Annotated in this window: 21 protein-coding genes; 13 read left to right on the top strand and 8 right to left on the bottom strand. The window is 34.4% G+C overall.

Annotation, left to right across the window (positions count from 1 at the left end):
- Positions 1-3: 3 nt before the first annotated feature.
- A complete protein-coding gene (locus ACFPH8_RS13305; RefSeq protein ID WP_376861660.1) occupies positions 4-1,245 on the bottom strand; it encodes a fibronectin type III domain-containing protein in 1,242 nt (413 codons plus the stop codon).
- 113 nt (positions 1,246-1,358) lie between these two features.
- Positions 1,359-2,027, bottom strand: a complete 669-nt coding sequence (locus tag ACFPH8_RS13300; protein WP_376861658.1) for a uracil-DNA glycosylase family protein — start codon at positions 2,025-2,027, stop codon at positions 1,359-1,361.
- A gap of 64 nt (positions 2,028-2,091) precedes the next feature.
- On the opposite strand from ACFPH8_RS13300, the gene ACFPH8_RS13295 reads away from it, so the two are divergent.
- On the top strand, positions 2,092-2,223 hold the full coding sequence (locus ACFPH8_RS13295) for a 30S ribosomal protein THX (protein ID WP_066254547.1): 132 nt from the start codon (positions 2,092-2,094) through the stop codon (positions 2,221-2,223).
- Positions 2,224-2,242: 19 nt separating this feature from the next.
- Here the strand turns inward: ACFPH8_RS13295 and yaaA are convergent, their stop codons facing one another.
- The 3 genes from yaaA to ACFPH8_RS13280 form a co-directional block, all read right to left on the bottom strand.
- A complete protein-coding gene (yaaA, locus tag ACFPH8_RS13290; protein WP_376861656.1) occupies positions 2,243-3,001 on the bottom strand; it encodes a peroxide stress protein YaaA in 759 nt (252 codons plus the stop codon).
- Between the two features lie 134 nt (positions 3,002-3,135).
- On the bottom strand, positions 3,136-4,176 hold the full coding sequence (locus ACFPH8_RS13285) for an RluA family pseudouridine synthase (RefSeq protein WP_248395360.1): 1,041 nt from the start codon (positions 4,174-4,176) through the stop codon (positions 3,136-3,138).
- A gap of 2 nt (positions 4,177-4,178) precedes the next feature.
- The gene (locus ACFPH8_RS13280) at positions 4,179-4,742 is read right to left on the bottom strand and encodes a PASTA domain-containing protein (RefSeq protein WP_248395359.1); all 564 of its coding nucleotides are present in this window, start codon (positions 4,740-4,742) and stop codon (positions 4,179-4,181) included.
- Positions 4,743-4,909: 167 nt separating this feature from the next.
- Here ACFPH8_RS13280 and ACFPH8_RS13275 point away from each other — a divergent pair, with 167 nt between their 5' ends.
- Together ACFPH8_RS13275 and coaD are read left to right on the top strand one after the other, a co-directional pair.
- Positions 4,910-5,887: a D-alanine--D-alanine ligase gene (locus ACFPH8_RS13275; RefSeq protein WP_376861653.1), complete on the top strand. Its 978-nt coding sequence runs from the start codon at positions 4,910-4,912 to the stop codon at positions 5,885-5,887.
- A 55-nt stretch (positions 5,888-5,942) separates the two neighbouring features.
- Complete coding sequence (gene coaD, locus ACFPH8_RS13270; RefSeq protein WP_248395357.1) at positions 5,943-6,398, top strand: pantetheine-phosphate adenylyltransferase; 456 nt, start codon at positions 5,943-5,945, stop codon at positions 6,396-6,398.
- Here coaD and ACFPH8_RS13265 read toward each other — a convergent pair whose 3' ends face one another.
- Positions 6,399-8,063, bottom strand: a complete 1,665-nt coding sequence (locus tag ACFPH8_RS13265) for a SulP family inorganic anion transporter (RefSeq protein WP_248400638.1) — start codon at positions 8,061-8,063, stop codon at positions 6,399-6,401. It lies immediately after the preceding gene.
- A 98-nt stretch (positions 8,064-8,161) separates the two neighbouring features.
- On the opposite strand from ACFPH8_RS13265, the gene ACFPH8_RS13260 reads away from it, so the two are divergent.
- From ACFPH8_RS13260 to ACFPH8_RS13245, 4 genes are all read left to right on the top strand, one after another.
- Positions 8,162-9,898 carry a M14 family metallopeptidase gene (locus tag ACFPH8_RS13260; RefSeq protein ID WP_376861651.1) on the top strand — a complete coding sequence of 579 codons (1,737 nt, stop codon included), beginning with the start codon at positions 8,162-8,164 and terminating at the stop codon, positions 9,896-9,898.
- 134 nt (positions 9,899-10,032) lie between these two features.
- A complete protein-coding gene (locus ACFPH8_RS13255) occupies positions 10,033-11,478 on the top strand; it encodes a RimK family protein (protein ID WP_376861649.1) in 1,446 nt (481 codons plus the stop codon).
- A gap of 2 nt (positions 11,479-11,480) precedes the next feature.
- Complete coding sequence (locus ACFPH8_RS13250) at positions 11,481-12,707, top strand: glutamate-cysteine ligase family protein (protein WP_376861647.1); 1,227 nt, start codon at positions 11,481-11,483, stop codon at positions 12,705-12,707.
- The gene (locus ACFPH8_RS13245; protein WP_376861645.1) at positions 12,704-13,390 is read left to right on the top strand and encodes an N-formylglutamate amidohydrolase; all 687 of its coding nucleotides are present in this window, start codon (positions 12,704-12,706) and stop codon (positions 13,388-13,390) included. Before ACFPH8_RS13250 ends, ACFPH8_RS13245 begins: the two co-directional genes overlap by 4 nt.
- Here ACFPH8_RS13245 and ACFPH8_RS13240 read toward each other — a convergent pair.
- On the bottom strand, positions 13,382-13,963 hold the full coding sequence (locus ACFPH8_RS13240; protein WP_376861643.1) for an NUDIX hydrolase: 582 nt from the start codon (positions 13,961-13,963) through the stop codon (positions 13,382-13,384). The two genes, ACFPH8_RS13245 and ACFPH8_RS13240, sit on opposite strands and share 9 nt — an antisense overlap.
- 128 nt (positions 13,964-14,091) lie before the next feature.
- Between ACFPH8_RS13240 and pyrE the strand changes: the two genes are divergently transcribed.
- On the top strand, positions 14,092-14,736 hold the full coding sequence (pyrE, locus tag ACFPH8_RS13235) for an orotate phosphoribosyltransferase (protein WP_376861641.1): 645 nt from the start codon (positions 14,092-14,094) through the stop codon (positions 14,734-14,736).
- Between the two features lie 43 nt (positions 14,737-14,779).
- Complete coding sequence (locus ACFPH8_RS13230) at positions 14,780-15,175, top strand: SRPBCC family protein (protein WP_376861639.1); 396 nt, start codon at positions 14,780-14,782, stop codon at positions 15,173-15,175.
- Here the strand turns inward: ACFPH8_RS13230 and ACFPH8_RS13225 are convergent, their stop codons facing one another.
- Positions 15,176-15,907, bottom strand: coding sequence for a biotin--[acetyl-CoA-carboxylase] ligase (locus ACFPH8_RS13225; protein ID WP_248395343.1), 732 nt, complete (start codon positions 15,905-15,907; stop codon positions 15,176-15,178).
- Between the two features lie 95 nt (positions 15,908-16,002).
- Between ACFPH8_RS13225 and rsfS the strand changes: the two genes are divergently transcribed.
- The 4 genes from rsfS (at position 16,003) to ACFPH8_RS13205 (ending at position 19,882) form a co-directional block, all read left to right on the top strand.
- Positions 16,003-16,374 (top strand): ribosome silencing factor, encoded by a 372-nt coding sequence (gene rsfS / locus ACFPH8_RS13220; protein WP_248395341.1) that lies wholly within the window; start codon positions 16,003-16,005, stop codon positions 16,372-16,374.
- 9 nt (positions 16,375-16,383) lie between these two features.
- Positions 16,384-18,333, top strand: coding sequence for an ATP-dependent zinc metalloprotease FtsH (gene ftsH, locus ACFPH8_RS13215; RefSeq protein ID WP_248395339.1), 1,950 nt, complete (start codon positions 16,384-16,386; stop codon positions 18,331-18,333).
- A gap of 117 nt (positions 18,334-18,450) precedes the next feature.
- Complete coding sequence (locus ACFPH8_RS13210; RefSeq protein ID WP_248395337.1) at positions 18,451-19,071, top strand: LUD domain-containing protein; 621 nt, start codon at positions 18,451-18,453, stop codon at positions 19,069-19,071.
- A 1-nt stretch (position 19,072) separates the two neighbouring features.
- The gene (locus ACFPH8_RS13205; protein WP_376861636.1) at positions 19,073-19,882 is read left to right on the top strand and encodes a phosphatidate cytidylyltransferase; all 810 of its coding nucleotides are present in this window, start codon (positions 19,073-19,075) and stop codon (positions 19,880-19,882) included.
- The last annotated feature ends 1 nt before the right edge of the window (position 19,883 follow it).

Genomic DNA, 19,883 nt, shown 5'->3' with positions numbered 1-19,883 from the left:
CTACTATAAGGAGTTTAAATATTGGCGAATTAAATCATAACCTTCACTATGAACAATACTAGTGCCAATTAATGGCATACTAATACCAGGATTATAATTACGCATACGATTATCAATACTGCCTTTGCGTTCAAGAATCATGGATTCAGCAAAAGGAGTTTCGTATGTTAAACGTAATTCAGACTGGAATTCGCAATAGCCACCATCGGAATGACAATGTGCACAATTAACATCAAAATAGGCGCGAGAACGCTCTTCAATTGTATAGCTAGTGTCTTCCCAATTTGGCAATGTCGTAACGCTTGAAGGGTCTGAAAGGTTTGATAAATGTCCAGCATTAATAAAGTCTTGAAGCTGATTATTAAAATTCATAGTTCTCATTTTTGGTCCAATAGGCGTAATTATATTACTACTATTATGGCAGTTAATACAGTCTTGCATGGACGGAACACCATAATTTATAGTGTTAGTGGTTCCGCTATCGTCAATAAAGGATACAGGAACGGTATGTGCCATATCATCTAAAACGGCATCCGTTTGGATGGCATTCCACTTATAATTTCCTAATTCCCAAACACCATTAATTTTAATTAAAATTCGCGTTTCAATAATTGTTTTTCCTAATGATTCGTCACGCTCATCATTATTGTAATAAAAAGTTTTTGATATAACCGTATTATCTGGAAAATCTGGAAATCCGTTATCCACAAAATCCATAGTTGTTCCTGGAGGCAAGGCTATTAAACGCTGTTTGTGCGCGTAGTCTGTAAATAATGGCGTATTTAAGTTGTATTCGAAAGCACGAGAGCTTGGTGTTAAATCGTTTAGGTTTCCTGCAAATAAATTCAAATCCGAAAGATTTGGAAGGAGTTCTGGAATCACTAAAGGAGCAGAGGTGGTAAAGTTGAAAACATCCGAATACATACTGGAATTGTCAATGCTGCAAATTGTTTTAATATAAACATCATAACTCGTATTGGCGGCAAGATTCGTTAGCATAACAGAAGTTTCAGCCCGATTAATAGTGGTGCCTGAACCTAGCATAAAGCCAGATAAACCATATTCAACGGTAAAAGAAGTTGCGCTATTGGCGTCGGTCCAAATTATTTCAGCACTTTCAAATGTTATGGTATTAGCAATAACACCTGTTGGTTTGGCACATTGTTGAACCGTTACCGGGTCATCATCATCGGAACATGAAGCAATAAGTAGGAAGGCGATAAGGAGAAGTAAATTATTTTTCATTATTGATTAATTTTTTAACGGTTGTTAAAATAGTATTTTTCAACTTCAGATTATATATAAAATCGATAAAATTCTGATAATTCCTGTCTAATCCGCAATAATGGCGTTTTTTTCTAGATAAATTCGCGATACTGCATTACCCGAAAATCGAAGGTATTAAAGTCAGGATTGCGTGCCTTTAAATGCTTGTAAAGTGGCAACCTACTTATAGAAATATTGGCTGCACCAGACCCAGAAGTCAAGGAAACTGTTTTGATAATGCGTTCTGTGGATTCTGTGTTCATATTGAATTGATGAATTCTTGGAACCTCATTAGAAAGCACTTCCAATTTCAAATTATAAGTTTTTAAATGCTTTCGGAAGAAGTATTCTGGACCGTTTTTACTGTTTCCTCCTGTAAATAACAAGGTGTCAATATTTGGGTATTTCTTTAAATAACCCAAGATATCCCGCAATATGATGTTTGTCATGCCTAAATCCGATGCGTCTATTTTTTCACGTTCCGCACTTGCTACAATATCACAAACGCCAATTTTATGCTGAATTAAAAACTGTTGGCGTTCTATAATGGCTTCTTCAGAATTGTCATAACGAAAATTTAAATTATGAATTTCATCAATAAACAACCAAAGACTATTATAATAACTCCCATAGCAGAAATCGACGTCCTTTTCAAGCAAATCACCAGTAGAAAAACGTGGTGGTGGTAAGGTGCCCACAATTAATTTGGTGGTATCCTTTTGAATAAAAGGTTGGTATGGATGCTTATGAAAGAATGTCATTTTTGTTTTTAAAGATGATAAATTTATTGTAATTTATAGCTTAAGTTTTAAATACAAAAATGACATGGGAAAAGGTGATAAAAAAACAAAACGCGGTAAAATTAATCGCGGTTCGTATGGTGTAAGACGTCCACGAATTAAGAAGCAAGTACGTCCTGAAGAAAAAATAAGTGTTGATAAAAAAGCAAAGGCTTAAACCCTTCTTGCCAATGCAATTATCTGGTGAAAACTAATTTGTTAGAGCTGGATAGTTCATCGCTCAAACCATAACCCTCTAAATTGAAAGCTTTAACATCATCTAAAGTTTCAGCGTTTTCATCAATAATAAACCGTGCCATTAGCCCTCTTGCTGCTTTAGCAAAAATACCAATGGTTTTATATTTGTCGTCCTTAAATTCTTTAAAGTCCACATCTATAACAGGAACTTTTAAAGCTTTAGTATCAATGGCTTTAAAATACTCATTACTAGCTAAATTCAAAAACAGCTCATCATCCTCTAATTCGTCATTCAAGGATTTAGTGACTTTCTTCTTCCAAAACTCATATAAGTTTTTGTTTTTGCCAACTGCTAATTTGGTGCCCATTTCCAATCGGTAAGGCATAATTAAATCCAAAGGCTTTAAAACGCCATACAATCCTGACAAAATCCGAACTGTATTTTGAAGGGAATCAATTTTTTCTATTGGAATCGTATACGCATCCAAACCACGATAAACATCGCCATTAAAGGCGTAAATAGCTTGTCTGGCAGAGCCTTCCTTAAATGGTAGTTCCCATTCTTGGTTCCGGTCGTAATTCAACTGGCTTAAATTATCGGAAATACTCATAAGCTTCGACAAGCTTTTAGGAGATTTCTTTTTCAATAGTCCATTTAAACGTTCCGATTCTTTCAAGAATACGGATTCCGTAGATTTAGATGTTGGTAATTTGCTATGGTAGTCTAAAGATTTGGCTGGAGATATTACAAGTTTCATAAGTATGTAAAAGTCCTATAATTAGGAATTGATTTTAGAGGTTCGTAACTTTTTTATGTTTACCAAAGTTACAACTCACATGGCATAAAATCAATTTCTAATTTTGTTCTTTCTTATAAACCTATAGAAGAAATTTATTCTGAATCTTGATGCTTGGAATAATTACGCCACTTTTCAATACAGTCTTGCATATCTTGTGGAATTTCAGAATCAAATCGCATCATTTCGCCTGTTTTAGGGTGTACAAAACCTAACGATTTAGCGTGTAAGGCCTGTCTTGGTAAAATTTTAAAACAATTATCTACAAACTGGCGGTATTTTGTAAAGGTGGTTCCTTTTAAAATGCGTTCGCCACCATAGCGTTCGTCATTAAATAAGGTGTGACCAATATGTTTCATATGCACGCGAATTTGGTGTGTACGGCCTGTTTCTAATTTGCAAGAAACCAGGGTTACGTAGCCCAAGCGTTCCAAAACTTTATAATGCGTTACTGCTGGTTTTCCTTTGTCGCTCTCATCGCCAAAATACACGGTATTTTGTAATCTGTTTTTTGGATGTCTACCAATATTGCCTTCTATGGTGCCCTCTTCCTCTTCTATATTTCCCCAAGCAATAGCTATATATTCGCGCTCGCTCGTTTTATCAAAAAACTGCTTGGATAAATGGGCCATAGACTCTTCATTCTTGGCAATTACTAGCAAACCGCTGGTATCTTTATCGATTCTATGAACCAATCCTGGACGGTTACTGGAGTTGTTTGGTAAGTTTTCAAAATGATAAATTAAGGCATTTATCAAGGTTCCAGAATAATTTCCATGCCCTGGATGTACTACCATACCAGGTTCTTTATTGACAACCAATAAATCGTCGTCCTCATAAACAATGTTTAAGGGAATGTTTTCGGGTGTCAGCAAATACTCATAAGGTGGATGCTCAAAAAGCACCCGAATTTTATCTAATGGTTTTACTTTGTAGTTAGATTTTACTTGCTCGTCATTTACATAAATATTGCCGCTTTTTGCAGCAGCCTGAATTTTATTACGCGTGGCGTTTTCAATAAAATTCATTAAATATTTATCAATCCGAAGCGGTGTTTGCCCTTTTTCGGCAGTAAAAGCGTAGTGTTCGTATAAATCGTCTTCTTCGCTTTGATTTTCTGGAGTATAGTCTGCCATAATTAGTTTGAACCTGGTCTGTTTCCGTTACCTAAAACCAAATCGATTTTAGATGTTTTAGGCAATTCATCGCCTTCTTTTATTTCTTTACCGTTGTACATTAATTTTACCACTTCATTTTCACCTAAATAATCGGTAAAGGTTATCGTGCCAATAGCAAAGCCAAGCGCTTCCAATGTTGGTTTGGCTTGTCTAAATGTTTTTTCTTTTAAATTGGGAATCTTTACCTTTCGGAATCCTGATGGATTTAAGGTTACATAAATTTTTCGGCCATCTTTAACCTTCTCGCCAGCAATAGGGTCTTGCTCAATCACTGAAAATTTTGGATAATCAGGATTAAAATTTGAAGAATCTAAAATTTCTAATTTTAAATTGTTTTCGTTTAACTCCAAATTGGCCACACCAATAGATTTTCCTTTTAAATCGGGAACGGTTTCAAACTCACCGTGATTGGTGGTTACATTTAGCCATTTTAATAAAATGAAACAAATAACTACTAAACCAACAATGGCTAGAATAATTTGAATTAGGAATGTTTTACTCGTCAGAAATTTTAAAAGACTCATGGAAACGGATTTGTTGGGCAAATATATAAAAACAGAACTGTTTTTAGTTTTGATTTATTAGTGATATTTTAGCTTAACTAATAATAGATACGTTTTATTGTTAGTTTTAGACTTAAATTGATTCGTAAACTTTAAATATGACGCCTTTAATTGCCGAAATATAGCCAATGAAAAAGAATATTGCCATTATTATGGGTGGTTACTCTAGTGAGTACGAAATTTCCCTAAAAAGCGGAAACGTGGTTTATAACGCTTTAAATACTTTAGATAACTATCATGTTTTTCGCATTCATATTTTTGAAAATAAATGGGTTTTTGTTTCGGATACGGAAAAGGAGTTTCCAATTGATAAAAATGATTTCTCGGTTATCGTTGATGACGAAAAAATTACTTTCGATTGTGTTTTTAATGCCATTCACGGATCGCCTGGCGAAGATGGTATTATGCAAGCTTATTTAGAGTTGTTGAACATTCCGCATACCAGCAGTGGTATGTATCAGGCGGCTTTAACCTTTAATAAACGCGATTGCTTAAGCGTTTTAAGGCCTTATGGAATTAAAACGGCCGAAAGTTATTATATTAATCTAGGTGATGTTATTGATGAAGATGCCATTATTAAAAAAGTAGGTTTGCCTTGCTTTGTTAAAGCGAATCGTGCTGGGAGTAGTTTTGGAATTTCAAAAGTTTATAAAAAAGAGGAATTCAAAAAAGCGTTAGAAGTTGCTTACAAAGAAGATGATGAAATTATTATTGAATCCTATTTAGATGGGGTTGAAGTGTCTGTTGGTGTTATTTCCTACCAAGGCGAAATTATAGTATTGCCAATTACTGAAATTGTTAGCGAAAATGATTTTTTCGATTATCAAGCTAAGTATTTAGGGCAATCTCAAGAAATTACACCAGCGCGCATTTCAGAATCCGATGCCGAGAAAGTGCGTGCTTTAGCAAAAAGGGTTTATGAAATATTAAAAATGACGGGCTTTTCCCGAAGTGAATATATTTTTAAAGATGGCGAACCACATTTATTGGAAGTCAACACTGTTCCAGGATTAACAAAAGCTAGTATATTGCCACAACAAGCGGCAGCTGCTGGAATTTCGTTAGAACAATTATTTCAGAATGCCATTGAAGAAGCGTTGAAATAGTGTTTCATTTGGCTTAAAATAATTATTAAGTATCTTTAATGTTTAGGAGTAAATTATGAAAAAAGCTGTATTCCCAGGATCTTTTGATCCATTAACTTTAGGTCATTACGATATTATTAAACGCGCTATCAAACTGTTTGATGAGGTTATTGTTGCCATTGGTGTGAATGCGGATAAAAAATACATGTTTTCATTAGAAGAACGCATGCGGTTTATTGAAGAATCATTTGCTGGCGAACCAAAAGTAAAGGTGGTTTCTTATGAAGGTTTAACAGTCGATTTTTGCCTGAAAAATAACGTCCAATTTATACTTCGTGGTTTGCGTAATCCCGGAGATTTCGAATTTGAAAAAGCCATAGCGCATACCAATCGCGATTTAGCACCTATAGAAACCGTATTTTTGTTAACGGCTGCGAATACGTCCTATATTTCATCATCCATTGTGCGCGATGTGATTCGTAATCAAGGCGATTATACCAAATTAGTACCCATTAGTGTTCGGGTAAAATAGTTATTTAAACTTGTATTCTGAAAGTGGTTTTGGAAACTCTTCAGGGTTTGCTGCTAAATGGTATCTCGGGTCATCAACCGCTTCAACAATAACTTCCCTGAATTTCGGACTAGCCTTATACATGAGTAATTTGCAATCTTCGCTTAAGTGTTTCAATTTAATCGATTTTCCTTCGGCTTCATATTTTTCAACTAAATTAAAAATAGCTTCTAAAGCAGAATGATCACTAATTCGCGATTCAACAAAGTCAATTTCAACATTTTGTGGGTCATTTTTAGGATCAAATTTTTGATTAAAAGCTGTTATACTTCCGAAAAATAATGGACCCCAAATTTCGTAAACTTTGGTGCCATCCTCACGCATGCGTTTTCTGGCGCGAATACGTTTGGCATTCTCCCAAGCAAAAGCTAATGCCGAAATAATAACACCAACAAAAACGGCAATGGCTAAATCGAATATAACTGTAACGGCTGAAACGATTATGAGTACAAAAGCATCGGATTTTGGAATTTTTTTAATAATGCGAAAACTAGACCATGCAAATGTTTCAATAACCATCATAAACATAACACCAACTAGTGCTGCAATTGGTACTTGCTCAATTAATTTATCTGTAAAAAGTATAAAAGTTAACAGCGTTAGAGCCATTACGATACCTGAAAGACGACCACGACCACCAGCGTTAATATTAATTACCGTTTGTCCAATCATACCACAACCTCCAGTTCCACCAAAAAGACCTGACATAATATTTCCAGCTCCTTGAGCAATACATTCTTGGTCGCCATTACCTCTGGTGTCCGTTAATTCATCCACCAAATTCATGGTCATAAGTGATTCTATTAAACCAACAGAAGCGGCTAAAAACGCATAGGGAAGAATAAAATTTAGCGTGTCCCAATTAATTGGAAGATTTTGCCAAAGCTCTAAATTAGGTGTAGGAAATTCACCTTTTAAGCCTGTTCCACCACCTTCAATAATGTATGAACCAACCGTTGAAACATCTAAATTGAATCCGATTGCAATAAATGTGGTAACTAATATAGCCGTTAAAGCCGCAGGAATTTTTTTAGTTATTTTTGGTAAAATGGTCATGATGGTCATGGTTAAAAATACCAAGCCTAACATTAAATAGAGTTCAGCGCCTTCCATATAGGTGCTTACGTATTCCTTAACGCCATCGGTAGAAACTACTAATGATTTATGTGTAAACATTTTTACTTGAGCCCAAAAAATAACAATAGCTAAACCGTTTACAAAACCCAGCATTACGGAGTGCGGAATTAAACGCACAAAACGTCCCAACTTAAATACACCGGCTAAAATTTGAATAATTCCCATTAAAATAACGCAAGCCATTAAGTAGAAAAAACCCATATTATCTACAGGCTGATCAAAAAGAAGCCCTTTTGTATGCCCATCAGCAATCATGGTGACAAAAATTACAGCAACAGCACCAGCAGCGCCAGAAATTAAACCTGGCCTTCCTCCAAAAATTGCAGCAATTAATCCAATAATAAACGCACCAGAAAGTGCCATAAGTGGGTCTATTTGCGCCACAAAAGCAAATGCTACCACTTCTGGAATCATTGCTAATGAAACGGTTATCCCGCTTAAAATATCATTTTTAGGATTTGTTGTAAATTTTCGAAAAAATTGAGTCATCATTCTTTTTTTTGAGGGTGCAAAAATACAGTTAATATGAACACCTACAAGCTTATATTGTGATAAATTGTTTAAGTTTACTTATTAAAATTTCAAATATGATTCGTATTAGTCAACTGTTAGTCATTTGTTTGACTTTCAGTTTTTTACAGGCGCAAAGCAAAAAAGATGATTTTATAACGGTTTTTGAGGCAAGCAACGGAACGGAAACGGCTACATATTATCAAACCATTCAATATTATTCGGATTTGGCAAATGCCTTTCCTCAAATTCAACTGCAAGCTATTGGAAAAACAGATTCTGGTGAGCCTTTGCATATTGTGACTTTTAATGTCGATGCTAAATTTAGTTTCGAAACCATTCGTGAAAATAAACGTGTATTATTAATCAATAATGGCATTCATCCTGGTGAAAGCGATGGTATAGACGCGACGATGATGTTATTTCGTGATATGGCTAAAGGAAAAATTCCAGCACCAAAGAATACCGTTGTAGTTACCATTCCTATTTATAATGTTGGCGGAAGTTTAAATAGAAATTCAGGTACGCGTGCCAATCAAAATGGTCCTAAAGCATACGGCTTTCGTGGCAATGCGCAGAATTTTGATTTGAACCGTGATTTTATAAAAAACGACACAGAAAATGCTAAAACCTTCGCTCAAATTTTTCATTTGGTAAAGCCGGATGTTTTTATAGATAATCATGTAAGTAATGGCGCGGATTATCAATATGTGCTAACTCATTTGTTTACCCAACATAATAAGTTAGGCGGTGAATTGGGGAGTTATTTACAAAACACCATCATGCCCGCACTGGAAGCGGATTTACAAAAGAAAGATTGGGATATTACACCTTATGTGAATGTTTTTAATCAAGTTCCGGAAATTGGATTTAGTCAGTTTATGGATTACCCACGCTATTCAACGGGATACACCGCACTGTGGAATGTTATTGGAATGATGGTTGAAACACATATGTTAAAACCATACAAACCACGTGTGGAAGGAACCTATGAACTGATGCGAAGCATGATTGCCATTACTGAAAGAGAAGGCGATCATATATCGAAATTGCGCCAAGCTGCATTTGAAGCTTTTAAGAATCAGAAAATGTATCCATTAGATTGGGAAGTAGATACCACAAAATCTACCACCTTAAACTTTAAAGGTTTTGAAGGAAACACAATAACAAGTGAGGTAACAGGAAAGGAGCGCTTAAAATACGATAGAAACAAACCTTTTGAAAAACCGGTTGCTTATCAGAATTATTTTAAACCAACGGTTGACGTTGCCGTTCCAAAAGCCTACATCATTCCACAAGGTTGGCATTCGGTTATCGATTTATTAAAAGGGAATGGTGTTCAAATGAATCGTTTTGAAAAAGATACCACACTAGCTGTAGAATCCTACAAAATAGCCGATTTTGAAACACGTAAAAGTCCGTATGAAGGCCATTATCAGCATTATAAGACATCTGTTACAGCATCCGAAAATAACCTCTTATTCAGAAAAGGTGATTATTGGATTTCTACCAATCAAAACGCCGTACGTTATCTCGTAGAAACATTAGAACCTCAAGCACCAGATTCCTTTTTTAATTGGAATTTCTTTGATACCATTTTACAGAAGAAGGAAGGTTTTTCGCCTTATGTATTTGAAGATACGGCTTCAGAATTATTGGCGTCTAATTCAGAATTAAAAGCAGAATTTGAAGCTAAAAAACAAGCTGAACCAGAATTTTCTAATAATTGGTATGCGCAATTAAATTGGTTATATGAACGCTCCAACAATTATGAGCCAGCGTATTTGCAATATCCTGTTTATCGGGTGAAATAAATATGTTTTAGCATTTTGATACTGTGTTGCTTAGGTGTTTTATTTCATGTGTAAAATATTTTTAACGCCATGTAAAAGCTATTGAAAAATAATCTAATTTTGTGTAAAATTTATATCGCGCTTATGCGTTTTTAATGAACAAATACATTGTTGTTAATCAACCAGAAAAATGGAATTTTTCGATTGAGAACATTACCGTGATTTCATCACAAGATTACCTGACCAACCCGCAGTTTTCACTTTTAAAAAATGCACGAATCTTTAACTTGTGTAAAGATTATTCGTACCAATCTAAAGGATATTATGTGTCGCTTTTAGCAGAAGCTAGAGGGCATTTAGCCATTCCTACGGTTAAGAATATTGTGGATTTAAAAGCACTAAAACTCGTCCGAATCATTTCCGATGAGTTTGATGATGTCATCCAGCAGAGTTTAAAAAACATCAAATCTCAAGATTTTACCTTAAGTATTTATTTTGGGCAAAATGTGGCTCAAAAATATAAGGAATTAAGCACCTTATTTTACAAGCATTTTCAAGTACCTTTTTTACGGGTGAAATTTAATCACACCACCAAATGGCATGTGCAAAGTATTCGTGCTATCGCAGAATCGGAAATTCCGGAAGAACACATGTCAAGTGTGCATGCATTTGCAAATCAGTATTTTGCCAAAAAACGCTATGATACACCCAAGTTAATTAAGTCGGATTTCGATTTAGCTATTTTGGTGAACCCAAATGATCCAGCGCCTCCTAGTAATGCTAAAGCACTCAAGAAATTTATTGATGTAGCCGAAAAAATGAATATTTATGCCGAAATAATCGAGCCTAAAGATTTATCGCGCTTATCATCTTTTGATGCCTTGCTAATTCGCCAAAGCACCGAAGTGAATAATGAAGCTTACGCATTTGCTAGAAAGGCCCAGCAAGACGGGATTGCTATTGTAGATTATCCCGACGCTATTTTAAAATGTTGTAACAAAGTTTACATGGCAGAAGCTTTAAATAATGCGAATATTGCCACACCAAAAACCATTATTGTTCATAAGGATAATAAAAACGATGTTATAGCGCAAGTCGGTTTGCCTTGTGTGTTAAAAGCACCAGATTCTACTTTTTCGTTTGGTGTTAAAAAAGCTAAAACCGAAGACGAGTATCATGTGCTTGTTAACAGCATGTTGAAAGAATCGGATTTAATTATAGCGCAGGAATTTTGCCCATCGGATTACGATTGGCGCATTGGAATTATTGATGACAAACCCTTTTTTGCTTGTAAATATTATATGGCAAAAGGCCATTGGCAAATTTACAATTGGGATGCCAAAAAGAAAGATGATCAAGATGGTAATGCTGATTGTTTACCAATAGAAGACGTACCAAAAATTGTATTAGATATGGCTTTGAAATCTGCCAAGTTAATGGGGAAAGGGCTTTATGGTATTGATATTAAGGTCGTAAATGAAAAACCAATGGTTATTGAAATTAATGACAACCCAAATATAGATTTTGGTGTAGAAGATCGTTATTATGGCGATACCATTTATGTAAAAATTTTAACAGCTTTAAAAAATAGATTGGATTAAGAATGAGAGCTAAAAGATATCATTTATTTGAAGTTTACGGTATTGAACTGGAGTATATGCTCGTTTCAAATACGTTTAAACCGGCGGCTATTGTTGATACGTTACTTGCCAAAAAAGCGGGTGAGATAACATCCGATGTGGAAAATGGAGCCATAGCTTGGAGTAATGAATTGGTGGCTCATGTGGTGGAGTTGAAAACCAATGGGCCAACTGCAGATTTAAATGGGTTGTCCGAGATGTTTCATAAAAATATTGTTGAAATCAATCAGATTTTGAAAGAATTTGATTCTAAATTGCTGCCAACAGCTGCTCATCCTTTATTGAATCCGTTGACAGACACGGAGCTTTGGAAACATAGTTATAGCGAAGTATACGAACTATATAATAGGATTTTTAATTGTAAGGGGCATGGTTGGAGTAATGTACAAAGTACACATATTAATTTGCCGTTTTTTGATGATAAAGAGTTTGAAAAGTTACATGCAGCCATACGCATTATCTTACCACTTGTTCCTGGTTTGTGTGCAAGTTCGCCAATTTTAGAAGGAAAAAATACGGGCTTTAAAGATGCCAGATTGGAATACTACAAAACCAACCAGAAAGAGATCCCAGAATTGACAGGTTTGGTTATTCCAGAACGTGCTTTTACCAAGTTAGATTATTATGAAACGGTTTTCGAGCCTATAAAACGCGCCATAAAACCACACGATACCAATCATATTTTAGATCATCACTTTTTAAATTCTCGTGGTGCCATTGCACGTTTTGATAGAAATGCTATTGAAATTCGTTTGGTTGATATTCAAGAATGCCCGAAGGCCGATATGGCGATTTGCGCCCTTATTATTGCTGTTTTGAAGTTTTTAGTAGACGAAAAATTCTCAACTTTACAAGAGCAGAAAAAATGGACGGAGGAACATTTATACGCCCTATTAAATCCGATAATAAAGGAAGGTGAATACTATGAAGTTTCAAATCTTGACTACTTGAAGTTATTTCAAGTGGAAAAAGGTATGACGGTTCAAGCGTTATGGCAACACCTTTTTCAGCTGACAAAAGATTCTATAGGCGAAGTTCATTATGAAGCTTTGGATTGTATTTTAAGTGAAGGCACCTTGGCAACGCGTATTTTAAAAGCCATAAATGATGATTATTCCGAAACACACATTAAAAATGTCTATTGGGAATTAGCAGATTGTCTGCATAAAAATGCCATGTTTAAACCGTGAAATTGGTTTTGACTTGTGAGCATGGGGGTAATTATATTCCAATAGAATATAAAGCGCTGTTTATAAATCAAGAGGCTGTATTGCATTCGCATCGTGGTTTTGATTTGGGCGCCTTGGATGTCTTTCAAAGCTTAAAACCAATAGCTGATTTTTCTAAATTTAGTACCACAAGTCGCTTACTAATTGAATTAAACAGGTCATTACACCATAAAAATTTGTTTTCTGAATTTACAAACAAACTTTCAAAAGCAGAAAAGCAGAAAATAATAGCGCAATATTATAAGCCGTATCGAGATGCTGTAGAAGGTGTCATTTTACAATATATACAAGAAGGCGAAACCGTTATTCATATTTCTATTCACAGTTTTACACCCATTTGGAAAAAGGTAGAAAGGCGGGTTGATATTGGTTTGCTATATGATTCTCGAATTCCAAAAGAAAAAGATTTTTGTAAAGTGTTTAAAGCAAAAATATTGAGAATCAGCAATAATTATGACATTCGCTTCAACCAACCGTATTTAGGAAGGTCAGATGGATTTCCAACCTATTTAAGAAAGCAGTTTTCAGAAAATTATATAGGTATTGAGATTGAAATTAATCAGAAGTATTCTCGTAATAATCAGATGGCTGATTCGTTAAAAACGCTAATTTTTGGCGCTATAAAGCAATGTAAATTAGAATAGTAGCTTAATATTGGCATAACTATTTTTCAAAGCTTCTTGCGCTTCTGCTTCATTCAGCCAAGCCACTTTGGTAATGCCTTCATTTTCTTGAGGTTCTAATGCGCCAGAGTAGGAGGTGGACATCTCAAACCAATGGGTAATTTTGATTTTGTATTTACCATTGCGCTTAAATATATGATACGTTGTTTCAAGTGGTTTGGTTATTTTTAAACCTTCAACACCTGTTTCTTCTTCAACTTCTCGAATGGCAGTCGTTTCAATAGATTCTTTCTTTTCAGTTTTTCCCTTTGGTAAATCCCATTTATCATTTCTAAAAATAAATAGAATTTCTCCTTTTTCATTATATACTTTACCGCCACCAGCAATAACATTCGGCAATTTTTTAAGGAATTTTTTAAGAAGCTTTTCTTCCTTGGAATGTATGAGATGAACTTCCTTAACGGATTTTTTGTTCAAATCTTTAATGACTTTGGAGATAGCAACAGATTTTAACAAGTAGTTTTTGAAAGATGATTCCTTTTCAACCTCTGTTGTTAAGATAATAGGTTTATCATTAACAAAAACTTTGTACATAGCGTTTATTGTTGCAATTAGGTTTTGTAAAAATATTAAAAATAATAGGATAGCAATAGATTTAAAAAATTAATTTTAAATCATATTTTAAAAATGCAGATTACGTAAAAAAGTGTAATTTTGCAGCTATGATTTTTAATAAAGACACTGCCAGAAAAACTGCCGAAGTTCTACTTCAGGTAAATGCCATAAAATTACAGCCTACAGAACCCTTTACATGGGCTTCGGGATGGAAATCGCCTATTTATTGTGATAATAGAATTATACTTTCTTATCCACCAATCCGAAATTACATTCGTGAAACCATGGCCAAGCAAATTGAAAAACAATATGGCAAACCAGATGTTATTGCCGGTGTAGCAACTGGAGCTATAGGTATTGGTATGTTGGTTGCGGAGTATTTGGGGTTGCCATTTGTATATGTTCGACCTGAAGCTAAAAGTCATGGTCGCCAAAACCAAATTGAAGGACATTTGGAGCCTGGACAAAACGTGGTTGTTGTTGAGGATTTAATTAGTACGGGACAAAGTAGCTTAAATGCTGTTCGCGCTTTAAAAGAAAATCATGCGAATGTTAAAGGCATGATGGCCATTTTTACTTATGGTTTTAATATTTCAAAAGAAAATTTTGAGAAAGAGAATGTGCATTTAACAACTTTAAGTGATTACAATTCACTTTTAGATGAAGCCTACCATACTAATTATATATCCACTAAAGAACAAGCTATTTTAGCTTCTTGGAATGCCAATCCAGCAGAATGGAACGCTAATTGATAGTATTAAAACAAATATTACAAACTTATATTATATACTTATTATGAATTTAGAATCTCCAAAAACAACTATCAATAAATCACCTGAAACGGTGTTTAACTTCCTGTCAGATATTAAAAACTTTGAAAAATTAATGCCTGATAACATTAGTAAATTTGAAGTGTTAGGCGAGGATAAATTTTTATTTGCATTAAAGGGAATGCCCGAAATTATTCTTAAGAAAAAGGAAATGATACCACCAAATAAAATTGTTCTTGGAGCTGCTGGTGGAAAATTGGACTTTTCTTTAATCGGGAATATAACAGAAATTGATGCAAAAACAAGTGAAGTACAACTTCAATTTAGCGGCGAATTCAATGCTATGATGGCCATGATGATAAAAGGGCCTATTTCAAAATTTATTGAAACATTAGCTAGCAATATGCCAAAAGCTGTATAATTAATATAGCAGCGTAACTTCTTTTAACTCATACTCGGCAATTATTTCATCTTCTAATAAAACGCGAAGATTTCCTAAACTTGTCACACCCTGAATGTATCCTGTGAATAAATTACCTTCTTGATCTTTAAAGGTTGAAGGCTTGTTTTTTCTGAACAGGTAACTTTCGTATGTTTCTTTTAAAAGTTTGTGTTGATTGGTTTTTAACTGATTGAAATAAAATTTTAAATTGGTTACAATGCTTAACAGTAATTCATCAGTGTTTAAAGGCGTGCCTACAATTAGCTGTAAGGAAGTTGCATTAGGAAGATCTTTAAATTGCGTTTGGTTAACATTGAGTCCAATACCTATTATAGTACCTCCAAAAGCATTTTGTTTAACGGTGTTTTCTATAAGAATGCCACAGATTTTTTTGTCCTCTGACAAAATGTCGTTAGGCCATTTTATGCTTAGTTTGGGTATTAAAAACTGTTGCAAGGTTTTAATTAGGGCTAAAGAAGTAACCATACTTATAAAGAAATTGTCTTGAAAACCCAAGAATGAAACGTTCTTGAACACGCTAAACATCAGGTTCTTATCGGTTTCAGACTGCCAGTTTGTGCCACGTTGCCCGCGTCCATGAGTTTGGTGCTTGGCGCTAACAATAGTATAATCTGCCAAGGTGCTGTTTGTACTTAATGCTCTTAAATACGAGTTGGTAGAATCGGTGGCATCAAGTTTGATTATATGCATTCGGTGAATTATTGACTATACAGGTAAAATCTTATGATTTTTTTACGGTATAAAGAACTAAAAAATAATAACTTTGCACAAATTAAATTAAGTGAATGGCAAAAAAACAAATCAATGCAGACCAATTGATAGCTACTATTTTAAGCGGAATTGAGGACGTAAAAGGAAAAGACATAAATATATTAGATTTACGCGAGATTGAAAACACGGTTTGCGACTACTTCATAATATGCGAAGGTGCTTCGAACACACAAGTAAATGCCATTGTAAATTCCATCCAGAAAAAAGTAAGTAAAGAACTGAAAGATAAGCCTTGGCATATTGAAGGTTCGGATAATGCTGAATGGGTTTTAATGGATTATGTGAACGTAGTAGTTCATGTTTTTCAGAAGCACATACGCGAGTATTATGATATTGAAAGCCTTTGGGGTGACGCAAAAACAACGGTAATTGAAACAAACTATTAAGGGATATTAATGAACAAGGATACCAAGAAAGATAAAAACAAGAAACCTAAATTCAATATGTATTGGATTTATGGTGGCGTAATCGTGCTATTTATAGCCATGCAAGTGTTGGGAGGAAGCGGATTTGATGAAACAAATCCAACAACACCATCACAATTCATGACATTTTTAAAAGATGGCGATGTTGATAAAGTAGAAATTGTAAACAGGCGCGAAGCCAAAGTATATTTAACATCTGAAGCAGAAGCAAAAGATGTACATAAAAAATCCAAACCTACATCGTTATTGCCAACGGCAACCAAACTACCAAATTATCGATTTGAATTTGGTGATCTTCAAAATTTTGAAGATGATATAGCCAAAGTTATACAAGCGGAAGATTTAGACCCAAAACCAAAAATTGAGTACAAAACAGAACAGAATGTTTGGGGCGATTTCCTAATAGGATTACTACCATTTATTTTATTAATAGGCGTTTGGATTTTTATAATGAGACGTATGTCTGGTGGTTCTGGTGGTGGAGCTGGTGGTCAAATATTTAATATTGGTAAATCACGTGCTAAGCTATTTGATGAGAATACAGATGTTAAAACATCCTTTAAAGATGTTGCAGGTTTAGAAGGTGCTAAAGAAGAAGTTCAAGAAATTGTTGACTTCCTTAAAAACCCAGAAAAATACACCAATTTAGGTGGTAAAATCCCTAAAGGAGCCTTATTAGTAGGACCTCCAGGAACGGGTAAAACATTATTAGCTAAAGCCGTTGCTGGTGAAGCAAAAGTGCCGTTCTTTTCATTGTCTGGTTCAGATTTCGTGGAAATGTTTGTAGGTGTTGGTGCCTCTAGAGTGCGAGATTTATTTAAACAAGCCAAAGAGAAATCGCCAGCTATTATTTTCATTGATGAAATTGATGCTATTGGTCGTGCTCGTGGTAAAAATAATATGTCAGGTTCTAATGATGAACGTGAAAACACCTTAAACCAATTACTAACAGAAATGGATGGTTTTGGTACTAATACAAACGTCATAGTATTGGCAGCAACCAACCGAGCAGATGTTTTAGATAAAGCATTAATGCGTGCAGGACGTTTTGATAGACAAATTTTTGTGGACCTGCCAGATGTTCGTGAGCGTAAGGAAATTTTTGAAGTGCATTTAAGGCCTTTAAAAAAGGCAGAAGATTTAGATATTGACTTCTTGTCTAAGCAAACGCCAGGTTTCTCTGGAGCTGATATTGCTAATGTTTGTAACGAAGCCGCGTTAATTGCCGCTAGAAATGGTAAGAAAGCCGTAGATAAACAAGATTTCTTGGATGCCGTAGATAGAATTGTAGGAGGACTTGAAAAGAAAAATAAAATTATAACGTCAGGTGAGAAGAAAGCTGTAGCCTATCATGAAGCTGGTCACGCAACCGTAAGTTGGATGTTAGAACATGCAGCACCTTTAGTAAAAGTTACTATTGTGCCTCGTGGACGTTCATTAGGAGCAGCATGGTATTTACCAGAAGAACGCTTAATTGTTAGACCCGAACAAATGCTAGATGAAATGTGCGCTGCTTTAGGCGGTCGTGCGGCTGAAAAAGTAATTTTCAATCAAATTTCAACGGGTGCATTAAGCGATTTAGAAAAAGTGACCAAACAAGCACGTGCTATGGTAACGGTTTATGGCTTAAGTGACAAAGTTGGGAATTTAACCTATTATGATTCTTCAGGACAAAACGAATACGGTTTTACAAAACCTTATAGTGAGAAAACCTCGGAATTAATTGATGACGAAATTTCTAGAATCATAGAAGAACAGTACCAACGTGCTATTAAACTTCTTGAAGAAAATAAAGATAAATTAACCGAATTAGCTAACGTGCTTTTGGAAAAAGAAGTTATCTTTAAAGATAATTTAGAAAAAATATTTGGAAAACGACCATTTGATAAACATGTGATCGATACCGAAGAAGAAGAATAAATCAAAATTTTTCTGTTAACATTTATTAAAAATCTTAAATTAGCCTTACGGTTCGTTTAAGATTTTTTATATTTGAAAAACACCTTAAATTACTCGTATTTAATAGCAAAAACATAAATGAGTCTATTTAGAAAAATTTTTGGTTCCAAATCTGTTGATTCAGACAAGGAATTAAAATCTAATGAGCGTGGCAAGTATATGCCAGAAATTAAATTACCTATAGATGAGCGGTTTACAATAAACTTCAAGGCTAATGGTGGTAAGTTTCTGTATTGCGAAAATTTAGATGAAATTTTTGATAGCTTAAACAATATCATTATTGAAAATGATTGGGAAGAGAAAAGTGTGTTAATCTATGATGAGCAATTAAACCAAAAATTCAAAAATTCTGATTTAAATGTAACACGTGTCAGTACTGACGCCGAATATTTTTTAACCACCTGCGAAAACTTAATTGCGGATGATGGTTCGTTATTGATTTCCTCCAACCAAATAGCAGAAAAGAAATTAATTGAATTTCCTGAAAATTTTATTGTTTTTGCCACAACTAGCCAAATTACAGCTAATATTGGAGAAGGTTTACGAGGAATAAAAAACAACAATTCAAAAAGAATACCCACAAATATCACCACCATAAAACATTTTAAAACTTCAGAAAATAAAGAGAAAGAAAATGATTTTATGAGTTATGGTAGCAATTCTAAAAATTTATACTTACTTCTGTTAGAAGACCTATAGCATGAAAGAAATCCTTATAAGATCCTTTACGGGTTTGTTATATGTTTCATTGTTAATGGTGTCTCTATTAAACGAACACGCTTTAATAATCCTGTTTTTTATTTTCGGATTGATATGTATGGGAGAATTTAAAAAACTTATTGGCTATAAATCTTTTTGGCCTTATGTGATTTTTACACTCATGTATTTAATATTTGGTTATTGGCAGTTTTTCATGAAAACAGATGCGGGTTTAAGTGCAGCCACGCGTATTCTACAAGTAATTACGATTTTTGTGCAACTACTTTTAATTAAAGACTTATTTGCAGAAAAACGAATTCCATTATTTATTTCCAAACGATTTTTACTCTCAACCTTTTATTTATCTAGTGCTTTTGTATTTCTTGTATTGATTGCAAATTATAATAGTGAGTACAATCCATTTATTCTATTAGGCGCTTTTATATTGGTTTGGGTAAATGATACCTTTGCCTTTTTGGTGGGTAAGAATTTTGGGAAACAGAAGCTTTTCGAAAAAATTTCACCAAAGAAAACGGTGGAAGGCTTTATAGGTGGATTATTTTTTTCATCCGTAGCTAGCTATTTTATTGCTACCTTTACCGAAACATTAAGTTTTAATAAGTGGCTAATATTAGCAATTATAATTAGTGTTTTTGGAACTTTGGGAGATTTAATAGAATCCAAATTTAAACGCCAAGCTGGTGTTAAAGATAGTGGTGTTATAATGCCTGGTCATGGCGGGTTGTTAGACCGGTTAGATAGTATTATCTTTGCAGCACCTTTTATTCATTTGTTTCTAGAAATTATATAGT

The organism is Bizionia hallyeonensis (assembly GCF_042657385.1).
Classification (GTDB): domain Bacteria; phylum Bacteroidota; class Bacteroidia; order Flavobacteriales; family Flavobacteriaceae; genus Algorimicrobium; species Algorimicrobium hallyeonense.
The sequence above is the reverse complement of the archived record's forward strand: the minus strand, read 5'-3'. Positions and strand labels throughout refer to the sequence as shown.